Genomic DNA, 20811 nt, shown 5'->3' on the forward strand with positions numbered 1-20811 from the left:
ACGGTTCCATAGTTGCGCCACCACTTCGCGAATCATCTTGCGAGACAATCTGGGAGAGGGCACATGACCGCTACAGTCGACACACCCACGGAACCGGCCACGCCGAGCCGACAACCGTCACGCCGCTGGATCGGGTTCGGGATCGCGAACCTCGTGATCGTTCTCGTGCTGGCCGTGGCGAGTTGGTACCTTCTGGCCGATCCGACCACCAGTCCCTGGAGTTTCTATCCTCTGCCGTTCAACGCGGCGCTTTTCTGGGCAATCCTTTTTGTTGTGTTCATCGGCTTCAATTGCGAGTTCGCCGGCTTCGATCGACTCCCACAGCCGGCGAAAGGCTTGGCGATCATGGTCGCGACCGCGGTCTTCGCCGTCGTGGTGACGTGGCTCCTGGCAAACGGCTTGGGGAGTTTGTACCCGGATTTCGCGGCCGATCGTGAGGGCGGCCTCGGATATTTCGCGGGTGCGCTGTTCGTGCTCTTCGGCTTCGGGACCTGGGTGATGGTGGTCCTGAACTGGCAGCATTGGCCGTGGACTTCCCTAGGGATGAAGCAGCCGTTGGTGGGTTTGTGTGAGATCGCGTTTGTCGCCGTCCCGACGCTGGCGCTGTACTTCGTGTTCGGTCTGCCGTCCGTGTCGCTGTCCGCCACGGATCCGTTGATGACTGTCGACACCGCACTCGGATGGTTCTACTGCGTCGTGGTGGTCGTGATCCTGACTGGCCAGACGCTCGACAACTGGCCGTGGCGACTGTTCGGCGGCGGCGGTAAGACGGCGCTCGCAGCCACGATCGGTAACTTCGCCGTCGGAACCGGCTTGTACTTCGTGGCACTTCCGGTCGTGAAGGTGTTGGTGGGAAGCGATGCCGTTGCCGAGTTGGGTGGTGTGGTCCATCAGTTCCCGGCGCAGCTCGGTGTGTGCTGGGCCTTCTGGATGATCTTCTGGGCCAACGCCTTCGGTGACAAGCCCACGGGCTTTGCGGACGGGGTCAACCTGGCGATCCGCGCGCTGCTCACGTTTGCGCTCGCGGTGGTCACATTCTTGTTCTATTACCGCTTTGCGGCAGAGCACATTCTTCACGAGCCGGCAGTTGTCGACGGATTACACGGCAATGCACTGGGTTTCGTGGACTGGGCCGTGTTGTGGACGCTGTTCTACGTCGTGGGATTTCAGTCGCTGGGACTCGGCAAATTCAAGCCTACTGAGGGGTGAGTCGGTTGCCCGCACATCGGTGCGGGTAACCGGTATCGGGCGGCGGCACCGCGCCCGCTGATTGCAACAGACTGCAACGCTTGTGACCGGGGCCACTTATGGGATGTGCTGTGTGTCACATTCACAAACAAGGAGAAGTGATGACGCAAACCATCGATTCCGCAGTCACCCCCGAGGTGAAGTTGACGGCGGTGACACCTCAGGAACGCGTCGACGCCTGGCTGGCGGATTTCGAGTCGGCCCTCGCGGCTCGTGACATCGAGCGTGTGGCAGGCAAATTTGCACTCGACAGCTTCTGGCGAGACTTGGTGTCGTTCACCTGGAACATCAAGACCGTCGAAGGTCGCGAGCAGATTGCCGACATGCTCTCCGAGCGTCTCGACGACACCGATCCTTCGGGATTCCGGACCACCGAGACACCCGACGAAGCCGACGGCGTCACGTCGGCCTGGATCGAATTCGAGACTGCAACCGGTCGCGCGCACGGGCACCTTCGTTTGAAAGGAGATGAAGGTTGGACCCTGCTGACGTCGTTGCAGGAATTGAAGGGACACGAAGAAGGTAAGGGCACTCGCCGGCCTCGTGGAGCGAAGCACGGAGCGGACCCGAACCGCATCACGTGGGCCGAGCAGAAGGAGATCGAGGATCGCGAACTCGGTTACACCACACAGCCTTACGTCGTGATCGTCGGCGGCGGACAGGGAGGCATCGCCCTCGGTGCCCGGATGCGCCAACTCGGAGTTCCGGCCATCGTGATCGACAGCCACGAGCGGCCGGGTGATCAGTGGCGCGGACGCTACAAGTCCCTGTGCCTGCACGATCCGGTTTGGTACGACCACCTGCCATACATGCCGTTCCCCGACAACTGGCCGGTGTTCGCGCCCAAGGACAAGATCGGCGACTGGCTCGAGATGTATACCAAGGTCATGGAGGTTCCGTACTGGAGTTCCACGACCTGCACCTCTGCGTCGTTCGACGAGAAGACCCAGGAATGGACCGTCGAGGTCAACCGCAACGGCGAGAAGCTGACGTTGCGTCCCAAGCAGTTGGTGATGGCGACGGGTATGTCCGGCAAGGCCAACGTTCCGACGTTCCCCGGGCAGGACAAGTTCCTCGGCGATCAGCACCACTCGAGCAAGCACCCCGGCCCGGATCAGTACGTGGGCAAGAAGGTCGTTGTGATCGGGGCCAATAACTCCTCGCACGACATCTGCGGTGCACTGTGGGAGAACGGCATCGACGTCACGATGGTGCAGCGCAGCTCGACGCACATCGTGAAGTCGGATTCGCTGATGGATTTGGGCTTGGGTGATCTGTACTCGGAGCGTGCACTGGCCGCGGGCATGACGACGCACAAGGCGGACCTCACGTTCGGTTCGCTGCCGTACCGGATCATGCACGAGTTCCAGATCCCGGTGTACGACGCAATCCGTGAGCGCGACAAGGATTTCTACGATCGCCTCGAGAAGGCGGGCTTCGAGCACGACTGGGGCGACGACGGTTCAGGTCTGTTCATGAAGTACCTACGCCGCGGCTCGGGGTACTACATCGACGTCGGCGCGGCCGAACTGGTTGCCAATGGAGACATCAAGCTCGCGCACGGCAACATTCGTGAGCTGACCGAGAACAGCGTGATCCTCGAAGACGGTACGGAATTGCCTGCCGACGTGGTGGTCTACGCGACCGGCTACGGCTCGATGAACGGCTGGGTGGCGGATCTGATCGGTCAGGACACCGCCGACAAGGTCGGCAAGGTGTGGGGCCTGGGCTCGAATACCACCAAGGATCCGGGACCGTGGGAAGGCGAGCAGCGCAACATGTGGAAGCCGACGCAGCAGGAAGCGCTGTGGTTCCACGGAGGCAATCTGCACCAGTCGCGCCACTACTCGCTGTACTTGGCGTTGCAGTTGAAGGCGCGTTACGAGGGCATCCCGACGCCGGTGTACGGACTGCAGGAAGTGCATCATCTGAGCTGAAATAGAACTGCTGTGCGCCTTTATTAACCGCCCGCGGTTAATAAAGGGTTCAGCGAAGGGCGTACTTTTTTGCTACTTCGGTGTTCTTGGTCGCGCGCTCGGTGAGGAAGGCGAATGCCAACCCGAGCACGAGCCAGAGCGTCGCCTGCGTAGCGAGCGAGGAAAGTCGGAACTCCCACAGCAGAGTTGCCGGGAAGTCCTCGCCCACCTCGTTGATGCCGGGAAGCGAGACGTAACCGATCGTGGCGATCACCAGGAACGCAGCCACTGGACCAGCGATGCGCACGCTGAGGAACTCGTGCCCGGAAACTGCCTTTGCCGCCGCTGCTGCCGCGGTGACGGACAGTAGCCCGAGAATCACGGCGGCCAGCCACAGCAGTGTGCGCTGGTTGATGGTGTCGGGATCTCCGACGGCCGGCGGATTGGCCGGGTACTTGAAGAAGGGCACGGCCTCGATGGCCAGCCAACCACCGACGGCGATGGTGATCGCCAACAACGGCCCGGACATTCCGGTGAGTCGTCGAGCGTAATTGGCAACGACCGAGAAGATCGCCCCGAGTGCCAGTCCGGCCAGCGCTGTGGCCAGGAACAGCCCGGCGCGCTGCCCGTCGCGGCTCACCAGTGGTTCTTCTTCGTCACCGTGCGAATGCCCAGCGGCTTCGCCGGCAACCTCACCGGTGGCGCTGTTGGCTTCTTCGATCGCAATGGCGGCATTGACGTGCGGTTCACCCAGCACGAATGCAACTCCGCCGGCAAGGATGCCTGCGATCAAACCAGCCAACAAACCACGAATGAGAAGCTTCGTGAAATTGTCGACTAGTGGCACGGCAGGCCCATCAAGTGTCGACCGTCGTGCATCAATTCATGCATGTACATGCCGGTGCGAGAGATAGCGCCCTGGTCGAATCCGACCAGGTAGAGAGCGAGCATCGCGAACAGAACTACTGCAGCGGCGAGGAAAGCAAGACGAGTCGAATCGATCGACGTATCGGGAGAATAGGCGAGAGCCATCGAAGCCTCCTGGGATTTTCGCGTCCCCTAGGTCCATGCGATGGCCGAAGTGTCTGGCTGTCGAAATAGTCGTGCCGAAAAAGGCACTTCACCTCGAATTACAGTGGCGCGACCGCTCCGGGCTTTCACCGGATTCCTGTCGGACCATCGCGTTTACATGCGAACTTTTGCACTACTGCCCGCACCGTGTCAACGCGTGAAGCCGAGATGACCGTCGATTGTGCCCGCCAAGGCGGGCACAATCGTTCGAGATCAGCTCTTTGCGGCGACGTCCAGGACAACTTCGAACTCGAGCAACGACGCACCCGAAGCGACGGGCTTCGCACGCTCGCCGGAATGGGCTTCGCGGGCAGGGCCGTCACGCCAATCGGCGAACGCCTGCTCGGACTCCCACTGCGTCACCACGAAGTAACGGCTCTCACCTGCGGTGGGGCGGAGGAGTTGGAATCCGAGAAAGCCCGGGGAGTTCTCGACTGCATGAGCGCGTGCTGCGAAGCGCTTCTCCAGTTCGGGGCCGGCGCCCTCGGGGACCTCGATTGCATTGATCTTCACGACTGCCATGCAAGCGACATTACCCGCGCACCTTCACCGCGTACCGTGACACTCGTGTTGCATGACGAAGGTGGAACAGGACAACCGATTCTGTTGTTGCACGGCCTCATGGGCAGCGCGAGAACGTGGCGACGCCAGGTGCCGTGGATCCGCGAGTTCGGCCACGTCTACACGTTCGACGCCGCCGGTCACAGCCGGCCCGCGCCGTCAGAGCTGACCACCGAGGCATTCGTCGACGACCTGGCATCTGCCGTTGCGTCCATCGAGGAGCCGATGATCGTGATCGGCCATTCGATGGGGGCTCTGCACGCGTGGTGCTTCGCCGCATCGCATCCCGAAAAGGTTTGTGCACTGGTCCTCGAAGACATGGCTCCGGATTTTCGCGGACGCACCGCCGCGGATTGGGCTCAGATGATCTCGGCGTGGCCGCAGCCGTTTGCTTCCGAGGACGCGATGAAGGAATTCTTCGGGCCCGTCGCCGGCCAGTACTTTCTCGACTCTTTCGACCGCCGCGACGACGGGTGGTACCTGCACGGCGAGGTGTCGACCTTCCGCGACATCTCGGAGGAGTGGGGCACGAGGCATTTCTGGGATCAGTGGAAGGCGATCGACGTGCCGACCTTGCTGATCGAGGGAGAGTTCACCATCACCCCCGAGGGACAGATGCGAGAGATGGCCGAGAGGCCGGGAACTCGGTACGTACGTATTGCCGACGCAGGCCACCTGGTTCACGACGATCAACCGCAGCGCTATCGCGAAGTGGTGACGGAATTCCTTCAGACGGTGAGCTGACTGCGGATCGACGCGCCCACCTGCTCCAGTTCGACGGCTCGCCTGGCCAGGAGTCCGGCAGCGAACTTCGCCTTGTCGCCGCGATGGCGGGGGACGACGTGGAGGTGCGAGTGGAACACGGTTTGCCCCGCGGCACGCCCGTCGTTGACCAGAAAGTTGACTCCGTCAGCGGCGATGTCGCAGCGGCGTAGAGCTCCGGCGATGAGCGTGCCGACGCGGAACATCTCTGCGCCCTCGTGGCTTTCGAGAGCATCGAGGTTTTCTGCATGACGCTTGGGGACCACCAGGGTGTGTCCGCGACTCACCGGTCGGGCGTCGAGAAATGCAAGAGTCGTCTCGCTCTCGTGGACGAGAATCGCCGGCTCGGTCAGCGCGACGATCTTGCAGAAGACACAGGTATCGGTGCTCATGCCTACAGAATGTAGTCCGAATCAGATCCGACCCGGGACTACAGCAGGCGCAGCTGACGTGCCTTCGTGATCGCTTCGTTTCGATTGTGTGCGTCGAGCTTCTTGTAGAGAGTGCGCAGTTGAGTCTTGACGGTGTTGACGGACACGTACAGTTTGTCGGCCATCGCGGCCGACCCCATGCCGAGCGCCAGGAGTGAGAGGACCTTCTGTTCGCGTTCGGTCAGCTCCACGATACGTACGGATCCCGGAAATGATTCCGCAGGAGCACTTTTCGAGAACTCGGCGAGTGCACGCGATTTTGTTACTGCCATCGATTCGAGTTTCTCGACGTCCGCCGATCCGATGGTCGCGAACGGACGCAGAAGTCCGGTTTGGTCCGCGATACTGCACGCTCTGGACCACTCCTGAGAGGCGAGGCGTGGCTCACCCAGCTCGGAGTGTGCAACCGCTTGCACCAGAAGCGATTCCATCTGTGCCCGCGGATAGGATTCGCCAGACCAGTCGAACTGATGACACAGCGCCACAGCGGCCTCGTTCTGGCCGATTCGCTGACGTAAACGCGCCACCGACGCGAGCGTCCACGGGTTGGCTGCAGGATCGGCAATTTCCTTGGCCAGAGCCGTCGCCTTGTTTCCCTCGCCGAGTGCGAGCAGGAGATCGATTTCTGCGGATTGCAGCAGAGGAAGCGCGAAAGACGTGGCCGTGTACTGCTTGGAATGCACTCCAATCGCGTTGTGGAGCAAGGGCAGAGCGGAAGATTCACTGCTCTGAGTCAGGGCGAATTGGCTGTGCGCATAGACGACGAACGCCCATAGCTCCTCGGTGTCAGACGGAACACCGAGGTCGGTCAGTGCGATACGTGCGTCACCGAAGTCGAGTGTGTCGAGAGCGGCGAGAGCCCGTGCCGTCAAGCCGGCGATCTTGACTACAGGTTCGAGCCAACCCCCGGGGTCAGGATGCTTCTGTTCGAGTTCGAACCAGTGTCTGGCCTGCCGCGGCTCACCTGCCAAAGCCCAATTCAGGGCGGCACTACCCGCAGAGTTGCGAGCGATGAAGTCGACTCCGTGAGACAGGGCGCCGTGGTATGCCATTCGAGCCTTGATCGTGGATTCGGTGAACCTGCCGCTCAATTGAAAATTGATCGCCCATTGAAGTCGCATCAGGGGGAGTTGTGCGCTGACCGCTTCCGGATTGTTTTCCAGCGCACTGCGGCTGAGGTGAGACAGCCGCCTGGTGGTCTCTGCCGAGAGCCCGTATTCACCGGCCATCCTGAGCATGATCGATTGAACGCAGGCGATGCTCAAGGCGTCCTTCGCGCTGGGTTGGGCGCCGAGTTCCCACAGTTCGGCCGGCGATTCGGGTAGCAAGTCGATTGCCGTGGATCGCTTGCTCGGATGCATCGTGAACAAGGCACGTCCGGCCTCAACGGCAGAGTGCTTGTCGGCAGCTTCCGCCGGAATCCGTTGGAGGGCGGAGCGAACCGAGTCCAGGTTATGCACGATCATCGTCACCCAATGTTGTTCGACGATGTCTACTGCCAGGGTCCAGTTCTGTGCCTCGACCGCGTAGTCCAGCGCCGACGCGTGATGACCGTTGTCGAGTCGATTGTGAGCGAGGAATGAAAGACGTTGCGACGGATCGATTCCCGCGCGGGTGTGGTGCGCGAGTATCGATCTTCGAATGGCGGGAGGCAATTCCCATGTTTCGTCGGCTTCGGCCTCGACGCGCGACAACAAGCCGGCTGTCTCCAGCGTCACCAGCCGCGAGCGGATCTCATGAACGGTTTCGGCAGTGTCAGGGCGCTGGGACTCGAACAGCATTGTGGCGACGCCGACGGTGATCGATCGACCAAAGGCGGTCGCGAGTAGGAACTCATGTTGCTTTAGGCGCTCAGCGGTGGCGAGAACGGAATCAGTCACGTAATCGTCTATCGCTTGCGCGGTGTTCGTTTTGATCTCTCGCTCACGGTTGCTGTTACGTGAGTCCCTGACGGCGGCGACTGCGGCGCGAACCAATGCGGGCAGCCCACCCGTCAGGGATGTGATTTGTTCTGCATCACCCTCAGCCGTGCGCACCCCCGCCTGTTCCAGCAGTTGGGCGGTATCGGATGTCGTGAACAACAGCTCATCGGCGCCGATGACCTCGTGATCCGTGTCGAGAAGGTATGGCTCGGCGAACATGCCGAATCCCGAGAGCGTGACCACGAGGTCCAGGTTGTGGCAGAGGGTGAGGAGATCGATCAACTGATCGTCCAACTCTGGTTCCGATATCAGATCCGGCCTGATCAGCACGAGCAGCACGGGGCGGCTGAGGGCGTTCAGGGATTTGGCGGCAGCGGTGAAAGGATCGGCGAGATCGTCGACGTCGGGCAGTGCGATTCCGGCAGCGTGGATTCGATCGAGGACAACGGCCCAGAAATCTTCGAGTGTCGACGAGGGCTGTGGGGCCGAGACCCAGACGAGTATTCGTTCGGATGCCAGATGGGCGCGCAGCCACGATGCGATCAACGACGATTTCCCGTGGCCGTTCGGTGCACGGACGACGGTCAGAGCGGCGCGTCGATCCAGTTTCGCGAACAGTGCTTGCCGAGGAATCGACTCGGTGAGAGTGCGCCTTTCGGGAATAGCTGCCCAGTCGTGGCCGTCCCTCCCGAACATCAACGCGGACCCTTTCTGCTTTCACGCCCCACGCTAATTGGCGGATTTGGGCGGATTGTCTCGATCCATCTATCTACAGGGAGGAGCGTAGCTGGTGCGAATCCAGAGCGTGTCATCCCGGGCAATTCACCCGCGACTTCACCCCGGGTGAAAGAAGTTCACCCACATAATCATGCCGTCACCATTGGCTTTCGAGTCCCTCGAGCGACTTCTATTGAACGTAGCTCGGGATTCGCCAAATCTAGTCGAGAGTGCCCGACCGGGCCCCGAGGGTCGGCCATCGAAGGAGCGTCGTGAGAACTCGTCTGTCAGTGGTGTGGTCGAAGGCGGTTACGGTCCGACTCCGACCGAGAGCGTGCGCCCGAAGAGTGCGAGGCGTAGTCGTGGTGACAGGAGTGTTACTTGTCGGCGCAGCTGCGCTCGGTGCGCTACCGATGCAGTCGGATGTTCGATTGGCAGCCGAGGGAGAGTCCGCTTCTCCCTTCACAGTCGAGTTGACGGCGATTGACGGTGCGCCGCCGTTCGATCCCGGTGACGGTCCAGGGCTCGATTCCGGACCGTCCAACGGCATTGTCCGAGAAGGTGATCCGGTGACGTATGTCGTAGACATCGGCGTCCGGGGGCATCCGCTCTCGGACGTGGTCGTGCAGCTTCCGGTGCCTCGAGGTTTCGTTCTACCGTCCGTGCCTGACTACTGCGGAGACGGCTCGGGTGTCGACGAGTTCGGGTTACATTGCCTGATAGGCAATCTGGAAGCGGACCGGTACTTCACCCGGACAGCGACGATGACTGCGGGAAAGCGGGAAGACGCCGACGGTCTACCGATTGCTGCACTGGTCACCGCAGATCGAGGGGCGGCTCGCGTGCGGTCGGACGATGTCACCGTGCGGGTGGCGACCACCCCGGGAGTGTGTGATCCACAAGGGAATTCTGTTGGTGGTCGGAGAGACCAGGGGACAGCTGTCTCGGCAGATGGTCGGATCTCAGGTCTGGTGACGTCGGGCATCTCGGAGGCGGTGGTGATCAGCGGCGTCGATCAATGCGGGCACGCGACAGCGCGGACGGTGAAACCGTTCGAGGGTCGCTTCTCGTTTGTCGGACTCCTGCCGGGGACGTATCGCGTCACGGTCGACGGCCGAGCGCCGGTCGACGTGGTGTTGGAACCAGGCGCAATGGCGGTCGGTGGCCTGACGTTCTGATACAGCTCCACAGTGATAGCAACACCTGAAACAGTTCAGAACCAGTTGGAAACAGTCAATGGAGGATCCAGTGCGTGAAAGCCTGGGCGTGGTATTCGAAAACAATTCCATTTCAACAGCTCTCGTAGATGCGGACACACCCCTTCTGGGCTCGATCGACGAGTTCCGTCATCCGTGGGGCGCGAACGGGACTGTTCCCTCTGCGCAAGCGTCGGCACGCGCGCTCGCCTCCGCTGCCGAGGTCGCCACCGGTCGGGCCCTGCGCTCGAACCTGTGCCCCACCGTCCTCGGAGTGCTGTGCGAGCGCGCGGACGTGCGCGAATTTGTCCCGGATTCATTGTCCTCCAGCACTTTCGAGAACATCGAGTTGGTCAACGGTCTGGACGCTCGCATTGCCTACTTGCGGACGGTCGACGCCCTGAATGGTATTTCGCCGATTCTCGCATTCTGGCCGGACGGCGGTGAGACTGTGATCGCTGCCATCGATCCGAGCGCCGGCGTCGTGGACTCGGCGCACCGTTACGCAACCGCCGAGTTGCTTACAGACAGCTCGACATTTGCTGCGACATTGGACCTGCTCGTCGCTGAACGAGACCCCGTGCCCAAGATGCTCGTCGCGATGCTGGTGAAGGAAGAGTCTCGGCAGCTGTCCGCCGAAGCCGCCGAATCGGCAGGGCTCGGCTTCCTGTATCTCGGCGAGCGCGCCCAACTGGCGATAGGCGCTGCGCTGGTAGCGGCCGGTCGGGGGAGTGAGGTCAGGTCCGCTGGCGGCGCGGCTGTTCAGCCCGTCAACAGAATCCGGTGGGCGGCGGCAATAGTGCTGCCGCTCCTGCTCATGCTGACGGGATTGCTGATCGCTCTGTCGCCGGACGGGTCGCGAGCGGTGTCCACTGATCGCCCGAACGTCGGCGCCGAGCCGGCRAACCCGACGAGCGGGCCACCGTCCGGAGCGGCCCTACCGATCCTGACGCTCCCGCCTTGCGACCCGGTGGTACCCGTCGTTCCCGCTGCGTTTCGGCGTTCGGATCCTGATGTCACACCACCCCAGACCGTCGAACCAGCAGAAGCATGCGACCCGATGCGAGTGGGCTAGGGCGTACCTTCTCCAGCCAGTGCAAACAGGCCGTCATCGGTCTGCTCGACCAGTCCGTCGACCAACAAGGAATGTAGTGCGCGGTCACGCTGACCAGGATCGGTCGGCCAGACGATGTCGAGTTGCGCGCGTTCGACCGGACGGTGGCTCTCGCGCAGAACGGCCATCAATTTTCCGCGAACTTGGCGATCGGTGCCCGCGAACTTCTGCACCTTCTTGGGCGGTCCGGTGTGTGCCGGTTTGCCCGAAGCGACCCACGCGCAGTTCGGCAAAGGGCAGTTCTCGCAGTTCGGCGTCCGCGCAGTGCAGATCAGTGCACCGAGTTCCATGAGAGCGGCGCTGTAGGTGGCGGCGCGCGCTCGTGTCCGTGGCAGCAGCGCCGCGACGTCGGCGAGGTCGCGTGTGTTGGACGGATTGCCTGGTTCCGCATTGCCGTGGACGGCTCGCGCAACCACGCGTCGTACGTTGGTGTCCACCACCGGCACTCGCTGTCCGTAGGCGAAGCACGCCACGGCGCGGGCGGTGTACGAACCGATTCCCGGTAGGGAGAGCAGGGTGTCGACGTCTTCCGGCACCACGTCACCGTGCTCGGCAGCCAGGACGCCCGCGCATTCGTGAAGCCGCAGCGCGCGTCGTGGGTAACCAAGTTTGCCCCACGCGCGAAGTACTTCTGCCTGACTCGACGCTGCCATCGCCGACGGTACCGGCCAGCGCTCCACCCACTCTTCCCAGATGGGCGCAACGCGCACCACCGGCGTCTGCTGGAGCATGATCTCGCTCATCAGGATCTGCCAGGCACTGACGCCCTCGCGTCGCCACGGCAGGTCACGAGCCGTCTCGGAGTACCACTTCAGTAGCACCGAAGATTCCACTGCCACTGCTACCGACACACTCCTCGAACCTGTGCTCCTGGTCGACGAAGGACACGTCGACTTCTGGAGGCCACTTTATCGGCAGTCACCGACACGGCTGCCTGTGACGCCAGACCTTTGAGTCACAACAACTGCACGTTGCTCAGTTTCCACTCGCCGTCCTCGCGGACCAGAGAAAGTTGCATGCGGTTACGGTCGATCCTCGGATCGGGGGAGTTGGTATTGGTGATCGTCTGATCGAGGAACACGAGCACCTCGGCGTTGTCGCGATCACTGCTCGCCAGCCCGGCTGAAATGATCTGAGCGGACGAGGTCGCCTGATACTGCACGATCATGTTCTGCAGGTTGGCTGCCACCTGGGCGTACTGACCGGCGAACTCACCGACAGAGTTGTCACGCACCACGGAAAGGTTCTGATCGAGGTTCTGGAAGTTGTACGTCGCAAGATCAGTGGCGAATTGCCGTCCGCTGTCCAGTGCGCTGGTACGCGCGTCTTCGTCGGCCGATTTCTGCCAGGTYGCGAATGCGCCCCATCCGAGCGCCGCGACCACGACCAGGACGCCGGCAACGATCAACAAGGTCTGCTTGCGAAGCCGCTTGGGCTTTTCGGCGATTGTGGGTGTCGGACTCTCGGGGGTCTGGGGTTGGGGTGTCTCGGACTGGGGTGTCTCGATCATTGCGTTCCTTGTACTAGTAGTGCGGCAAACGAGTTGTCACCGAGAACGGTGTTCTGACCACCGTTGAGGCCCAGACGAATCGACGTTCCGTCACCGGTCGCAACTGTGCCGAGGGCAGGATCGTATTCGGCAACCCCGTCGATCGTTCCAGTTCCGGTGGGGACGTTCTGCGAACCGCGATTCTGGATCCGGCCCGACTGGTCCGCGCAGTGTTGGTTCTTGTCGAGCGTGGTCGGTGAGGTGTCCTGTACCGATCGCCGGGGCGTGTCGTAGATACAGACCGGGCCGAGTGCTGTGATCAGATCAAGCTGTGCCCGTCCGTCTTTGACGATACTTCCGAACTTCTCGAATCCTTTGGGCACCACCACCAACAAGGCATCGACGGCAGGCATCCGTGCAGTGACGATCTGAGTGGAGACGAGAGAATTGGCCAACAGCAGACTGAACGGCTCACGACTCTGTTCGATGAGAGGCAGTACCTGATTGTCGAGAACACTCGGGCTTCGATCGAGGAGTGTGCGCAGTTGCGGATCGGAGTTTCGTACCTGATCTGTCAATTGGCGAAGTGTGAGTGCAACTTCGGGAAGAGCGTCAACATTTTCCTCGTTCGCAGTGAACAGTGAGCGCGAGTTCTCGACGAGTGTGTTGACACGCGGTTGATCGGCTTGGACAGTGCGCGCGAGGACGTCGAAGTTGTCGACGAGCGCCTGCAGATCCGGACCCAATCCGTTCAATCCCTCACCGAGTTCGTGCGAGAGGGTTCGCAGGTCTGCCGGATCGACGGTATCGGCAGCAGCGTTGAAATTCGCAATCACGGTTCCCAACGCGACCGGGATCGAAGTGCGCTCAGTCGGAACAACCGAACCTTCAACCAGATACGGGCCGCCGTCGGTCTGCGAAGACAACTGAACTTTCAACACCGGAACGGCGGTGTCCTGGCTGATGGCCACATGCGAATCGCTGGGGATCTGTTGGTCGGCGGCGATGCTCAACGTCATCACGACGAGGTCCTGGGCAGAGTCCACCTCCACCGACTCGACGTCGCCGACGGTGACTCCGCGATAGGCCACTTCCGAACCCGGAGCGATTCCGGCCGCGTTCTCCAATTCGACGGTGACCGAGAACGTTCCGGTGAAGGGATCTCCGGCACCTACTTGTCGGAGCACATACGTCGTGCTGACCACCGCGATGAGGAGAAAGGCGACGATCTCGAAATAGACGGTTCGGTTCTTCATCGCGTTCCTCCTTGCAGGGGTGTCGTGATCGGCAGTTCCCGATCGGAGGCGGGCAGAGATGGCAGTGGCGGTGCGGCGCCCGGAATTATCTCGTTGAGCACCCCGGTCACGGTGCCCTCGACATCGACGTCGAGGTCGATGTTCACGTAATCACCTGGGCTGGCGCGCTCGAGGAGCACTCTCGCGTTGTCCAGGTTGGACATGGTCTCACTCAGAGTCGGGCCCATCGCCGAGAACTGGTCGAGGATGGGTGACAGTCGTCCGGTGATCTCGGAAATCTGGTCGGCCGACTGGTCGAGCACGGAATTGGTTGCGGTACTGAGCCGATCGGTTTCGTCGAGAAGATCGAGGAGCGGTTGTCGTTGGTCGGCGATCACGCCCAATGCGGGTGTGAGTGTTCGCAAGCCTTCGTCGATGGTGGCGCTCTCGTCACCGATCAGAGCGCTGAGCCGGTTCAGGGAATTCAGTGCCGAATTGATCGATTCCTTTCGGTCGTCAAGTGTTCCGAGAAAAGTGTCAAGGCGCGCAAGCAGATCGCGGATCGTCTCCTCCCTGCCGTCGAGAATCTGATCAGCCTCACTGACGATGTTCTTGACCTGCGCCAACCCACTGCCGTTCAACAGAGTTCCGACGGCGCCGAGCAGTTGTGCGACATCGGGTCCGCGCACGGTCTCCGATCGCGCGATGGTGGAACCTGGTTCGAGCCTGGGGCCCGTTGGATCGACCGGAACTTCGAGGTTGACAAATGCGTCGCCGATCGGGGTGGACAGCTCGATCCGAGCGCGAGTGCCGACGGGTAGTTCGATGTCCGATTCAATTTCTGTATGTACTACGGCTGCAAATGTTTCCGCGCTCATCGACGTGACTCTGCCGACCACTGCCTGGCCGATCCGCACCTCGCCGCCGACGGGGAGTAATGACGCATCGACGAATTCCATGTTCAGCGGGTACGACTCTCCTGGCAGACTGCGCCCGAGGGGGAGGTGCTGGAAGTTGAGACTGCAGCCGGTCAACGGCGCCGCGATGACAAGTGCCACGACAACGCTCACCACGGACTTGTTCGACGCCATCAGTTGCCCCCACCGAGGATGCGTGCCAGGTCGGAGCTGCCTGCCGAAGGAAATTCGATGGGATTGACGATCCCAGGCCCGGTGCACAGCGGAATCGGCATCTTCTCGCACAGTTCTCGCGTCGTGTCGAACTGTGAGAGATCGGTGGCGACGTTCAATCGCGCTCTGGCTCGGCCTTCTTCGGTGACGAGGTTGGCGACGTTCTCGAATCCCGTTGGTGCCGTTTCGATGATCTCGCGCAGTTGGTCCTGTTTGGTCGCGACTGCACCGGCCAACTGTGCGAGCGCACCCAGATCGGCGGTGACCGCCTCGCCGTGTTCGGCGAGTAGCGCTGAGACCTGTCCGAGCAACGTGGTCAGGGAATCGAGCGCCCCGCTGATGTCATCTCGCTGGGTACTGAACGCGCGGGCGGTGACTGTCACCGAATTCGACAGCGAGTCGACCTTGGTCTGGTTGTCCGCGATCAACTGCACGAGGGTGTTCAGGTTCTTCACGAGTTCGGAGATGTCGGGACTTGCACCCGCCAGTACCGAACTAGCCTGTGAGATGGACCGAACGGCATCGTTGAATGCTTGCCCGTTGCCGTCCAACGCGTGGGCGCCTTCTCCGATGAGGTCACCGATCCCACCGCCGTCCGCGCCAGGGCCGAGCGCCACCGTCAGTTCGTTCACCGATGCGGTGAGCTGGTCCCATGTCAGAGGGGAGTGAGTTCGTTCGAGAGGGATCACTGCGCCGTCCACGAGGAACTCACCGTCCTCGTAGCCGGGGCCGAGTTCGATCGTGCGGTCACTGATGACCGAAGGAGACAGGACCCAGGCCTGCGCGTCGGCCGGTATGCGTGTTCCGGATGGCAGGCTCATCGCCACTCGTACCCGGGACCCTTCCGGCGTGACGCTCTCGACCCTCCCGCTGGGAACTCCCAGAATAGTCACCGTGTTGCCGGTGAAGATGGCGTCGGTCGAGGTGAATTCGGCAGTGAGAGTGAGTTGGTGTTCGTCACGCGTGACGAACAGGACCGCACCGATCGCGCAGATCATTATCGCTGCCAGCACGGCGAGCTTCTTGACGGTCGTGGTCATCGACACCCCTGAACGAGCCCGACGACGCACAACCAGTTGTCCGGGATGAGGGTGGAGGGCGAGTTGAGGTCGAGCCAGTTGCCGTTACCGGTCGCATTGGTGACGTACCGAACGCTGGGGGCGAAGTTGTCGAGCAACGTGGTCAGTGATTGTTCGTTCTCGGAAAGAACTCCCGTCACCTCGTGGATGTCTCCCATGACCGAGTCGACCAATGCCTGGTTGTCACCCAGGAACTGGGCAAGTGTGGTGCTCAACTGATTGAGGTCTTGTACAAGCGCATTCAGCACATCTCGCCGGTCGGCGATCGTGGCCATCACCAGGTCCGCATTTCCCAGAAGGGTTTCCAGAGTGTCCTTCTGCTCGATCAGTGTTGCGGTCGTCTGCTGCGCTCCGGTGAGAAGGGAACGGAGCGCAACGTCGTTGTCGTTGACTACTCCGGAGAGTGCGTCGATTCCCTCGAGTGAGCGGCGAATGAGCTCGGGATCGTCCGGTGAGTTGTCGGATACCACGGTCAGCATGTTTCGCAGTTGTTGCAGATCAAGGTTTTCCGAAGTGGATTGTGCTCCTCGTCCGAGATCGTCGAGGGTGAACGGAACACTCGTGTTCTCGATGGGAATGGTCGAACCTCCGGGTAACGAGCGCGATCCGTTCGGAGTGATGTCGAGCGAGCGTCGGCCGAGCAGAGTCGAGATCTTGATGTCCGCGCGCGAGTTTTCGCCGAGAGTGACGCCGTCGTCGAGTCGGAAGGTGACTTCAACAGAGTTGCCGCTGACCGCCAACGAGGTGACCACCCCGCTCGGGACTCCCGCGACGTTGACCGGATCGTCCTGCGTCAATCCGGTGGCGTTGGCAAACACGGCGTTGTACTCGTTGGTCTTGACCTTCAAGATCAATTGAGGGACAACGAGTGCGGCCAGAACGACACAGACTCCGACGAGAATGCAGATCATTCCGTTGCGGACCGGGTTCTTGACGGTGAGCCAGTTCATCGGCACACCGCCGAACGCTCGGGGCCGCCGAGAGTCACCGATTGGTCCAGCGCGCTGAGCCGGAAGTTACAGATGTAGATGTTCGCCCAACTGCCGTAGCTCATTGCGATTCCCAATTGGGTGAACAGTTGATCGAAAGCGGTGATACCGGTCGCCAGCGACTCACGATTGTCGACGACGACGCTGGCCGACTGATCGATCGAAGTCAGCGCGCCAGCCAAGTCCGGTTCCACGCGCGTCACCAAGTCCTGAAGGGAAGAAGTCAGGGCACCTGCGGAATCAACTGCGGCCGAGATCTGTTGGCGGTCCTGTGCCAAACCGCCTACCAGCGTGTCGAGCGTGTTGATCATCTCGACGAAGTTGGGTCGATTCGTCGTCGTGACGGTGAGTACCCGGTCGAGGTTGGTCAGTAGTTGGTCCAAGATCGCGTCTCGGGACGTCAAGTTCTCGGTGACGGCAACTGTGCGCTCCAGCAGGCTTTCGATGGTGGAACCTTGTCCTTGGAATACCTGGACGACTTGTGCGGCAAGCTCGTTGACTTCTGCGGGGTCAAGTGCGTCGAACAGTGGACGGAAACCGCCGAGGATGTCGGTGAGGTCGATCGCCGGCTGAGTCTGTTCCACGGGAATTGTGGCTCCGGGGGAGAGGTAGTTGCCGGCTACTAGTTCGCCCTGTCCGGGTTCGATCGAGATCGTCCGTGCCCCCAGCAGATCTGCATACCTCACCACAGCCCGACCGTCGGTCGGAATACGTTGTGTAGATTCGAGTTCGAAGCCGACGACGGCTTGGTTGTTCACCAACTCGACGCTGTCGACGCGCCCTACTCGCACCCCGGCGATCTGAACATCGCTGCCGGTGACCAGGCCGGAGGCATTGACGAAGACGGCCCGGTACTGCGAACTAGACCCGGAGACTGGGTTGATCAGAGTGCTCACCACAACCACGGTGGCGAGAATCGACAGCGCAGCAAACAGTCCGAACCTGATCAGAGATTTCTTCACGCTCATCCGCCCACCACCGTCGTGCCGCGAAATACCGGCCCCGCCACGAGAGTGTCCAGAGCTGTACCGCCCTGGGTGATAGCTGAGATCAGGGATTGTTCGGCAGGGCTGCCGACCGGGCCGACGGTTCCGCCGAACGCGGTCGCGGCGGCAGGGCAGTTGGGGCCGCGGGTCCCGTCGTATTGTGGGCAGTCGGTCTTTCCGTACGGATACAGATCTGTGACAGACAGGCGCAAGTCAGTGCTGAGCCAGGGACCGTGCGCCAATGCGGGCGGGAGTTTGATCGTGAGATTGCGCAGGCCGTTGTAGAAGGTAGTGATGTGGTCCGGCCGCGAAGTGATTGCACCGGTGAGGGAATCGGCGTCGTCGACCAAGGTGATCAGGCGGTCGCGATTGTCGCCGATCAGACTCGTGGCAGCAGATCCCGTGCTGGTGCCTGCTCGCAGAAGCCCCGCCAATCCGTCGGATTTCTCGACGACGGTCTTGGATGTGGTGATGGAGTTCTCGAATGCGGCGAGCATGTCGGGCGCACTCGTCGAGAGACTGTCGGCGAGCGTGGCTATGTCGTCGAGGTCGTCACCGAGTCCGTCGATGACGGGCTGCGCACCGACCAACGCTTGGTGGACTGAATCGAGAGACTCACCGATCTGGTTTCCCTTGCCGCTCATCGCATCCGAGACTGCCGTGAGCGCCACGTTGATGTCGGCGGGGTCGAGGGAAGAAACGAGCGAGTAGATCCGTGAGATCGATTGGTAGAGCTGGACCGCGACTTCGGACTGATCTGATACCAACTCGGTACCCGGCGCGAGAGCAGGACCGCGCGAGAGACCGTCAGGTTGAATCAGGTCCACGAAGAAGTCGCCGAAGATGTTGCGGGGCATCAGCCGCACCTGACTTGTCGACGGTATGTCTTCGAATGCACCCTCGTCGATTGCGAGTGAGATGGTGGAAGCGGTGGTGCCAGGCTCGATGTCGGCGACCGAACCGACGACGACGCCGCGGTACTGAACCGAGGATCCGACTCGCAGCGCACCGGCGCTGGCGGGGACGACAGCACTGACCTGCGGTGTGGAACTGAACGTGTCCGTGCCCCTGCTGAACAAGAAGGCGTAGGCGACGATCAGCAGGACTATCGCAAGTAAACCACGCAGTGCCAGTGCAATTCGACTGGTGCCCGTGACGATCATCCGGTCAACCCGGGCACCTGAGGTTTGAGTCCCCAGAGCGCGATTGTCATGGCGACGTCGGTGAAGGCCAGGAAGACGATGCTGGTGCGCAGCGCTCGTCCGGCTGCTCGTCCGACGCCTTCAGGTCCACCCGTCGCGGTATAACCGTAGTAGCAGTGCACGAGGGTCACGACGACCGCGAACACCATGACTTTTACCAAGGACAACCAGATGTCGTTGGGAGAGAGGAAAAGACTGAAGTAGTAGCCGTATGTTCCCTCCGACTGGCCTTTGACCCGGATCACCGCAAGCGCCGTTGCCATGTACGAAGCAAACAGGCCGACCAGGTACAGCGGGACCACCGCGATGAGCGCCGCGATCATTCGGGTGGTGACCAGGTATCGCAGCGAGGGAATCGCCATGACTTCGAGTGCGTCGATTTCCTCGGAGATCCGCATGGCTCCGAGCTGCGCGGTGAATCCAGTTCCGACCTTGGCAGCCAAGGTGATTGCGGCAACGAGTGGTGCGACCTCGCGAGTATTCGCGATGGCGGACATCACGCCGGACAGCGGTGCGAGGCCGACGAGGTTGAGTCCGCGGTAGCCCTCGAGTCCGATCTGGGAACCTRCGAAGAACGAGATCGCGAAGATCACGACGACGCTGCCGCCGCCGGCGAGCAGGGTGCCCGAACCGAATGCCACCTGGGCGACGAGACGGGCGACTTCACGCCAATATCGCTTGAGGGTTGCCGGAATCGAGATGATGACACGCGCGTGGAACGTGAACTGATCGCCGAGTCGACTCAGACCGTCGACGGTGCGCGAACTGGCCCGCTTGGCACGAATTGCGATGGGCAGGTGCATCAGTAGGCACCCTTCACCGAGACGAACAGCGGGTAGAACTGGGTAATTGCGAGGTTGGCGACAAACACGAGGACAAACGAGAGCACGACGGTCTCGTTGACTGCGTCGCCGACGCCTTGAGCTCCGCGCTTGACGGTCAGGCCCTTGTAGCAGGCCACGATTCCCGAGATGAGAGCAAAGGCAACGGCTTTGATACCGGAGACGACGAAGTCGCTCGGTTGACTGAATTGAACAAGATTGCGCAGGAAGCTCTGTGCGTTGCCGTCGAGTATCAGGACGTGAACGAAGAGGCTTGCGCCCAAACCGATCACGAGAACTATCGAATTCAGCAGGAGGCAGACGACGGCAATTGCGATCATCCGCGGCACGACCAGGCGTTCCAACACCGGCAGGCCCAGTACTTCGAGCGCATCGATCTCTTCGCGGATCGTGCGCGCTCCCAAATCTGCGCAGATTGCGGAACCGCCGACGCCGGCGATGATCAAGGCGCAGACCAGCGGTCCGGCCTGTCCGATGATGAGGAACGCGACGACTGCACCGCTGTATGAACCCGCGCCGATTTGGTCTGCGAGCGAACCGATCTGGAGAGCTACGCCCACGCCGAGGGGAATCATCACCAGTGCCGAAGCGACCGAGGTGACGTGGGCGAGAAACCACATCTGGTCGAGCGCCTCACGCCAGGCGAGGCGCTTGTGTCGCAGAGTTGTGAAAGCGGCGACGCATACGCGAACGGTGAAGGTGAACAGCAGTCCGATCTCGGACAGCAGGTTCGAGAACATGTTCGTCTTGGCGGGGGAGGCAGGCGTTGCGTCCCCGGTTGTTCCAACTTCAGTGCTCACGCCATCCCCCTTTCCGTCCGAATCGTTCTGGTCGGGTTTCTTCGATCACACTCGGAAGGTCGAAGTGCTCCAGGTCACGTTCGGAGACGGTATCAGGAAACTGACTCTGAAGTAAGTTCCA

20 protein-coding genes and 1 riboswitch are annotated in these 20811 nt (G+C 61.5%); of the genes, 5 read left to right on the forward strand and 15 right to left on the reverse strand.

Annotation, left to right across the window (positions count from 1 at the left end; genetic code table 11):
- The first annotated feature begins 63 nt into the window (after window positions 1-63).
- Together AC1DWA_RS19080 and AC1DWA_RS19085 are read left to right on the forward strand one after the other, a co-directional pair.
- Window positions 64-1209 (forward strand): hypothetical protein, encoded by a 1146-nt coding sequence (locus AC1DWA_RS19080; protein WP_477846416.1) that lies wholly within the window; start codon window positions 64-66, stop codon window positions 1207-1209.
- A 140-nt stretch (window positions 1210-1349) separates the two neighbouring features.
- The gene (locus AC1DWA_RS19085) at window positions 1350-3185 is read left to right on the forward strand and encodes a flavin-containing monooxygenase (protein ID WP_020968370.1); all 1836 of its coding nucleotides are present in this window, start codon (window positions 1350-1352) and stop codon (window positions 3183-3185) included.
- A gap of 49 nt (window positions 3186-3234) precedes the next feature.
- On the opposite strand, the gene AC1DWA_RS19090 is transcribed toward AC1DWA_RS19085, so the two are convergent.
- From AC1DWA_RS19090 to mhuD, 3 genes are all read right to left on the reverse strand, one after another.
- Window positions 3235-4011 (reverse strand): CbtA family protein, encoded by a 777-nt coding sequence (locus tag AC1DWA_RS19090; RefSeq protein WP_070385781.1) that lies wholly within the window; start codon window positions 4009-4011, stop codon window positions 3235-3237.
- Window positions 4002-4196, reverse strand: a complete 195-nt coding sequence (locus AC1DWA_RS19095; protein WP_003945915.1) for a CbtB domain-containing protein — start codon at window positions 4194-4196, stop codon at window positions 4002-4004. The genes AC1DWA_RS19090 and AC1DWA_RS19095 overlap by 10 nt, the downstream gene beginning before the upstream one ends.
- A gap of 25 nt (window positions 4197-4221) precedes the next feature.
- A riboswitch (cobalamin riboswitch) is annotated at window positions 4222-4360 on the reverse strand.
- An 88-nt stretch (window positions 4361-4448) separates the two neighbouring features.
- Entirely contained in the window at window positions 4449-4757 is a 309-nt protein-coding gene (gene mhuD / locus AC1DWA_RS19100) for a mycobilin-forming heme oxygenase MhuD (protein WP_007726927.1), read from the reverse strand.
- Window positions 4758-4802: 45 nt separating this feature from the next.
- Here mhuD and AC1DWA_RS19105 point away from each other — a divergent pair, with 45 nt between their 5' ends.
- Window positions 4803-5540 (forward strand): alpha/beta fold hydrolase, encoded by a 738-nt coding sequence (locus AC1DWA_RS19105; protein ID WP_256065449.1) that lies wholly within the window; start codon window positions 4803-4805, stop codon window positions 5538-5540.
- Here the strand turns inward: AC1DWA_RS19105 and AC1DWA_RS19110 are convergent.
- Window positions 5525-5950: an HIT family protein gene (locus AC1DWA_RS19110; protein WP_019746817.1), complete on the reverse strand. Its 426-nt coding sequence runs from the start codon at window positions 5948-5950 to the stop codon at window positions 5525-5527. The genes AC1DWA_RS19105 and AC1DWA_RS19110 overlap by 16 nt on opposite strands.
- 38 nt (window positions 5951-5988) lie before the next feature.
- Window positions 5989-8607, reverse strand: coding sequence for a helix-turn-helix transcriptional regulator (locus tag AC1DWA_RS19115; protein WP_477846414.1), 2619 nt, complete (start codon window positions 8605-8607; stop codon window positions 5989-5991).
- A gap of 383 nt (window positions 8608-8990) precedes the next feature.
- Here AC1DWA_RS19115 and AC1DWA_RS19120 point away from each other — a divergent pair, with 383 nt between their 5' ends.
- Both AC1DWA_RS19120 and AC1DWA_RS19125 read left to right on the forward strand, forming a co-directional pair.
- Window positions 8991-9806 (forward strand): hypothetical protein, encoded by an 816-nt coding sequence (locus tag AC1DWA_RS19120; protein ID WP_477846413.1) that lies wholly within the window; start codon window positions 8991-8993, stop codon window positions 9804-9806.
- Window positions 9807-9876: 70 nt separating this feature from the next.
- Entirely contained in the window at window positions 9877-10899 is a 1023-nt protein-coding gene (locus AC1DWA_RS19125; protein ID WP_230091076.1) for a hypothetical protein, read from the forward strand.
- Here the strand turns inward: AC1DWA_RS19125 and AC1DWA_RS19130 are convergent.
- From AC1DWA_RS19130 to AC1DWA_RS19175, 10 genes are all read right to left on the reverse strand, one after another.
- Complete coding sequence (locus AC1DWA_RS19130) at window positions 10896-11777, reverse strand: HhH-GPD family protein (protein ID WP_024487744.1); 882 nt, start codon at window positions 11775-11777, stop codon at window positions 10896-10898. The genes AC1DWA_RS19125 and AC1DWA_RS19130 overlap by 4 nt on opposite strands.
- A gap of 116 nt (window positions 11778-11893) precedes the next feature.
- Window positions 11894-12448 carry a hypothetical protein gene (locus tag AC1DWA_RS19135; RefSeq protein WP_030534787.1) on the reverse strand — a complete coding sequence of 185 codons (555 nt, stop codon included), beginning with the start codon at window positions 12446-12448 and terminating at the stop codon, window positions 11894-11896.
- Window positions 12445-13683 (reverse strand): MlaD family protein, encoded by a 1239-nt coding sequence (locus AC1DWA_RS19140; RefSeq protein WP_477846412.1) that lies wholly within the window; start codon window positions 13681-13683, stop codon window positions 12445-12447. The genes AC1DWA_RS19135 and AC1DWA_RS19140 overlap by 4 nt, the downstream gene beginning before the upstream one ends.
- A complete protein-coding gene (locus AC1DWA_RS19145; protein ID WP_477846411.1) occupies window positions 13680-14753 on the reverse strand; it encodes an MCE family protein in 1074 nt (357 codons plus the stop codon). The genes AC1DWA_RS19140 and AC1DWA_RS19145 overlap by 4 nt, the downstream gene beginning before the upstream one ends.
- Window positions 14753-15832, reverse strand: coding sequence for an MCE family protein (locus tag AC1DWA_RS19150; RefSeq protein ID WP_142006434.1), 1080 nt, complete (start codon window positions 15830-15832; stop codon window positions 14753-14755). The genes AC1DWA_RS19145 and AC1DWA_RS19150 overlap by 1 nt, the downstream gene beginning before the upstream one ends.
- Window positions 15829-16821, reverse strand: a complete 993-nt coding sequence (locus tag AC1DWA_RS19155; protein ID WP_020906101.1) for an MCE family protein — start codon at window positions 16819-16821, stop codon at window positions 15829-15831. The genes AC1DWA_RS19150 and AC1DWA_RS19155 overlap by 4 nt, the downstream gene beginning before the upstream one ends.
- The gene (locus AC1DWA_RS19160) at window positions 16818-17828 is read right to left on the reverse strand and encodes an MCE family protein (RefSeq protein ID WP_020906102.1); all 1011 of its coding nucleotides are present in this window, start codon (window positions 17826-17828) and stop codon (window positions 16818-16820) included. Before AC1DWA_RS19160 ends, AC1DWA_RS19155 begins: the two co-directional genes overlap by 4 nt.
- Window positions 17825-19009 (reverse strand): MCE family protein, encoded by a 1185-nt coding sequence (locus AC1DWA_RS19165; protein WP_317558016.1) that lies wholly within the window; start codon window positions 19007-19009, stop codon window positions 17825-17827. The genes AC1DWA_RS19160 and AC1DWA_RS19165 overlap by 4 nt, the downstream gene beginning before the upstream one ends.
- Window positions 19006-19851 carry an MlaE family ABC transporter permease gene (locus AC1DWA_RS19170; RefSeq protein ID WP_477916916.1) on the reverse strand — a complete coding sequence of 282 codons (846 nt, stop codon included), beginning with the start codon at window positions 19849-19851 and terminating at the stop codon, window positions 19006-19008. Before AC1DWA_RS19170 ends, AC1DWA_RS19165 begins: the two co-directional genes overlap by 4 nt.
- Window positions 19851-20690 carry an MlaE family ABC transporter permease gene (locus AC1DWA_RS19175; RefSeq protein WP_020968384.1) on the reverse strand — a complete coding sequence of 280 codons (840 nt, stop codon included), beginning with the start codon at window positions 20688-20690 and terminating at the stop codon, window positions 19851-19853. Before AC1DWA_RS19175 ends, AC1DWA_RS19170 begins: the two co-directional genes overlap by 1 nt.
- Window positions 20691-20811: the final 121 nt, after the last annotated feature.

The organism is Rhodococcus sp. P4_F3_2, from assembly GCF_056401335.1.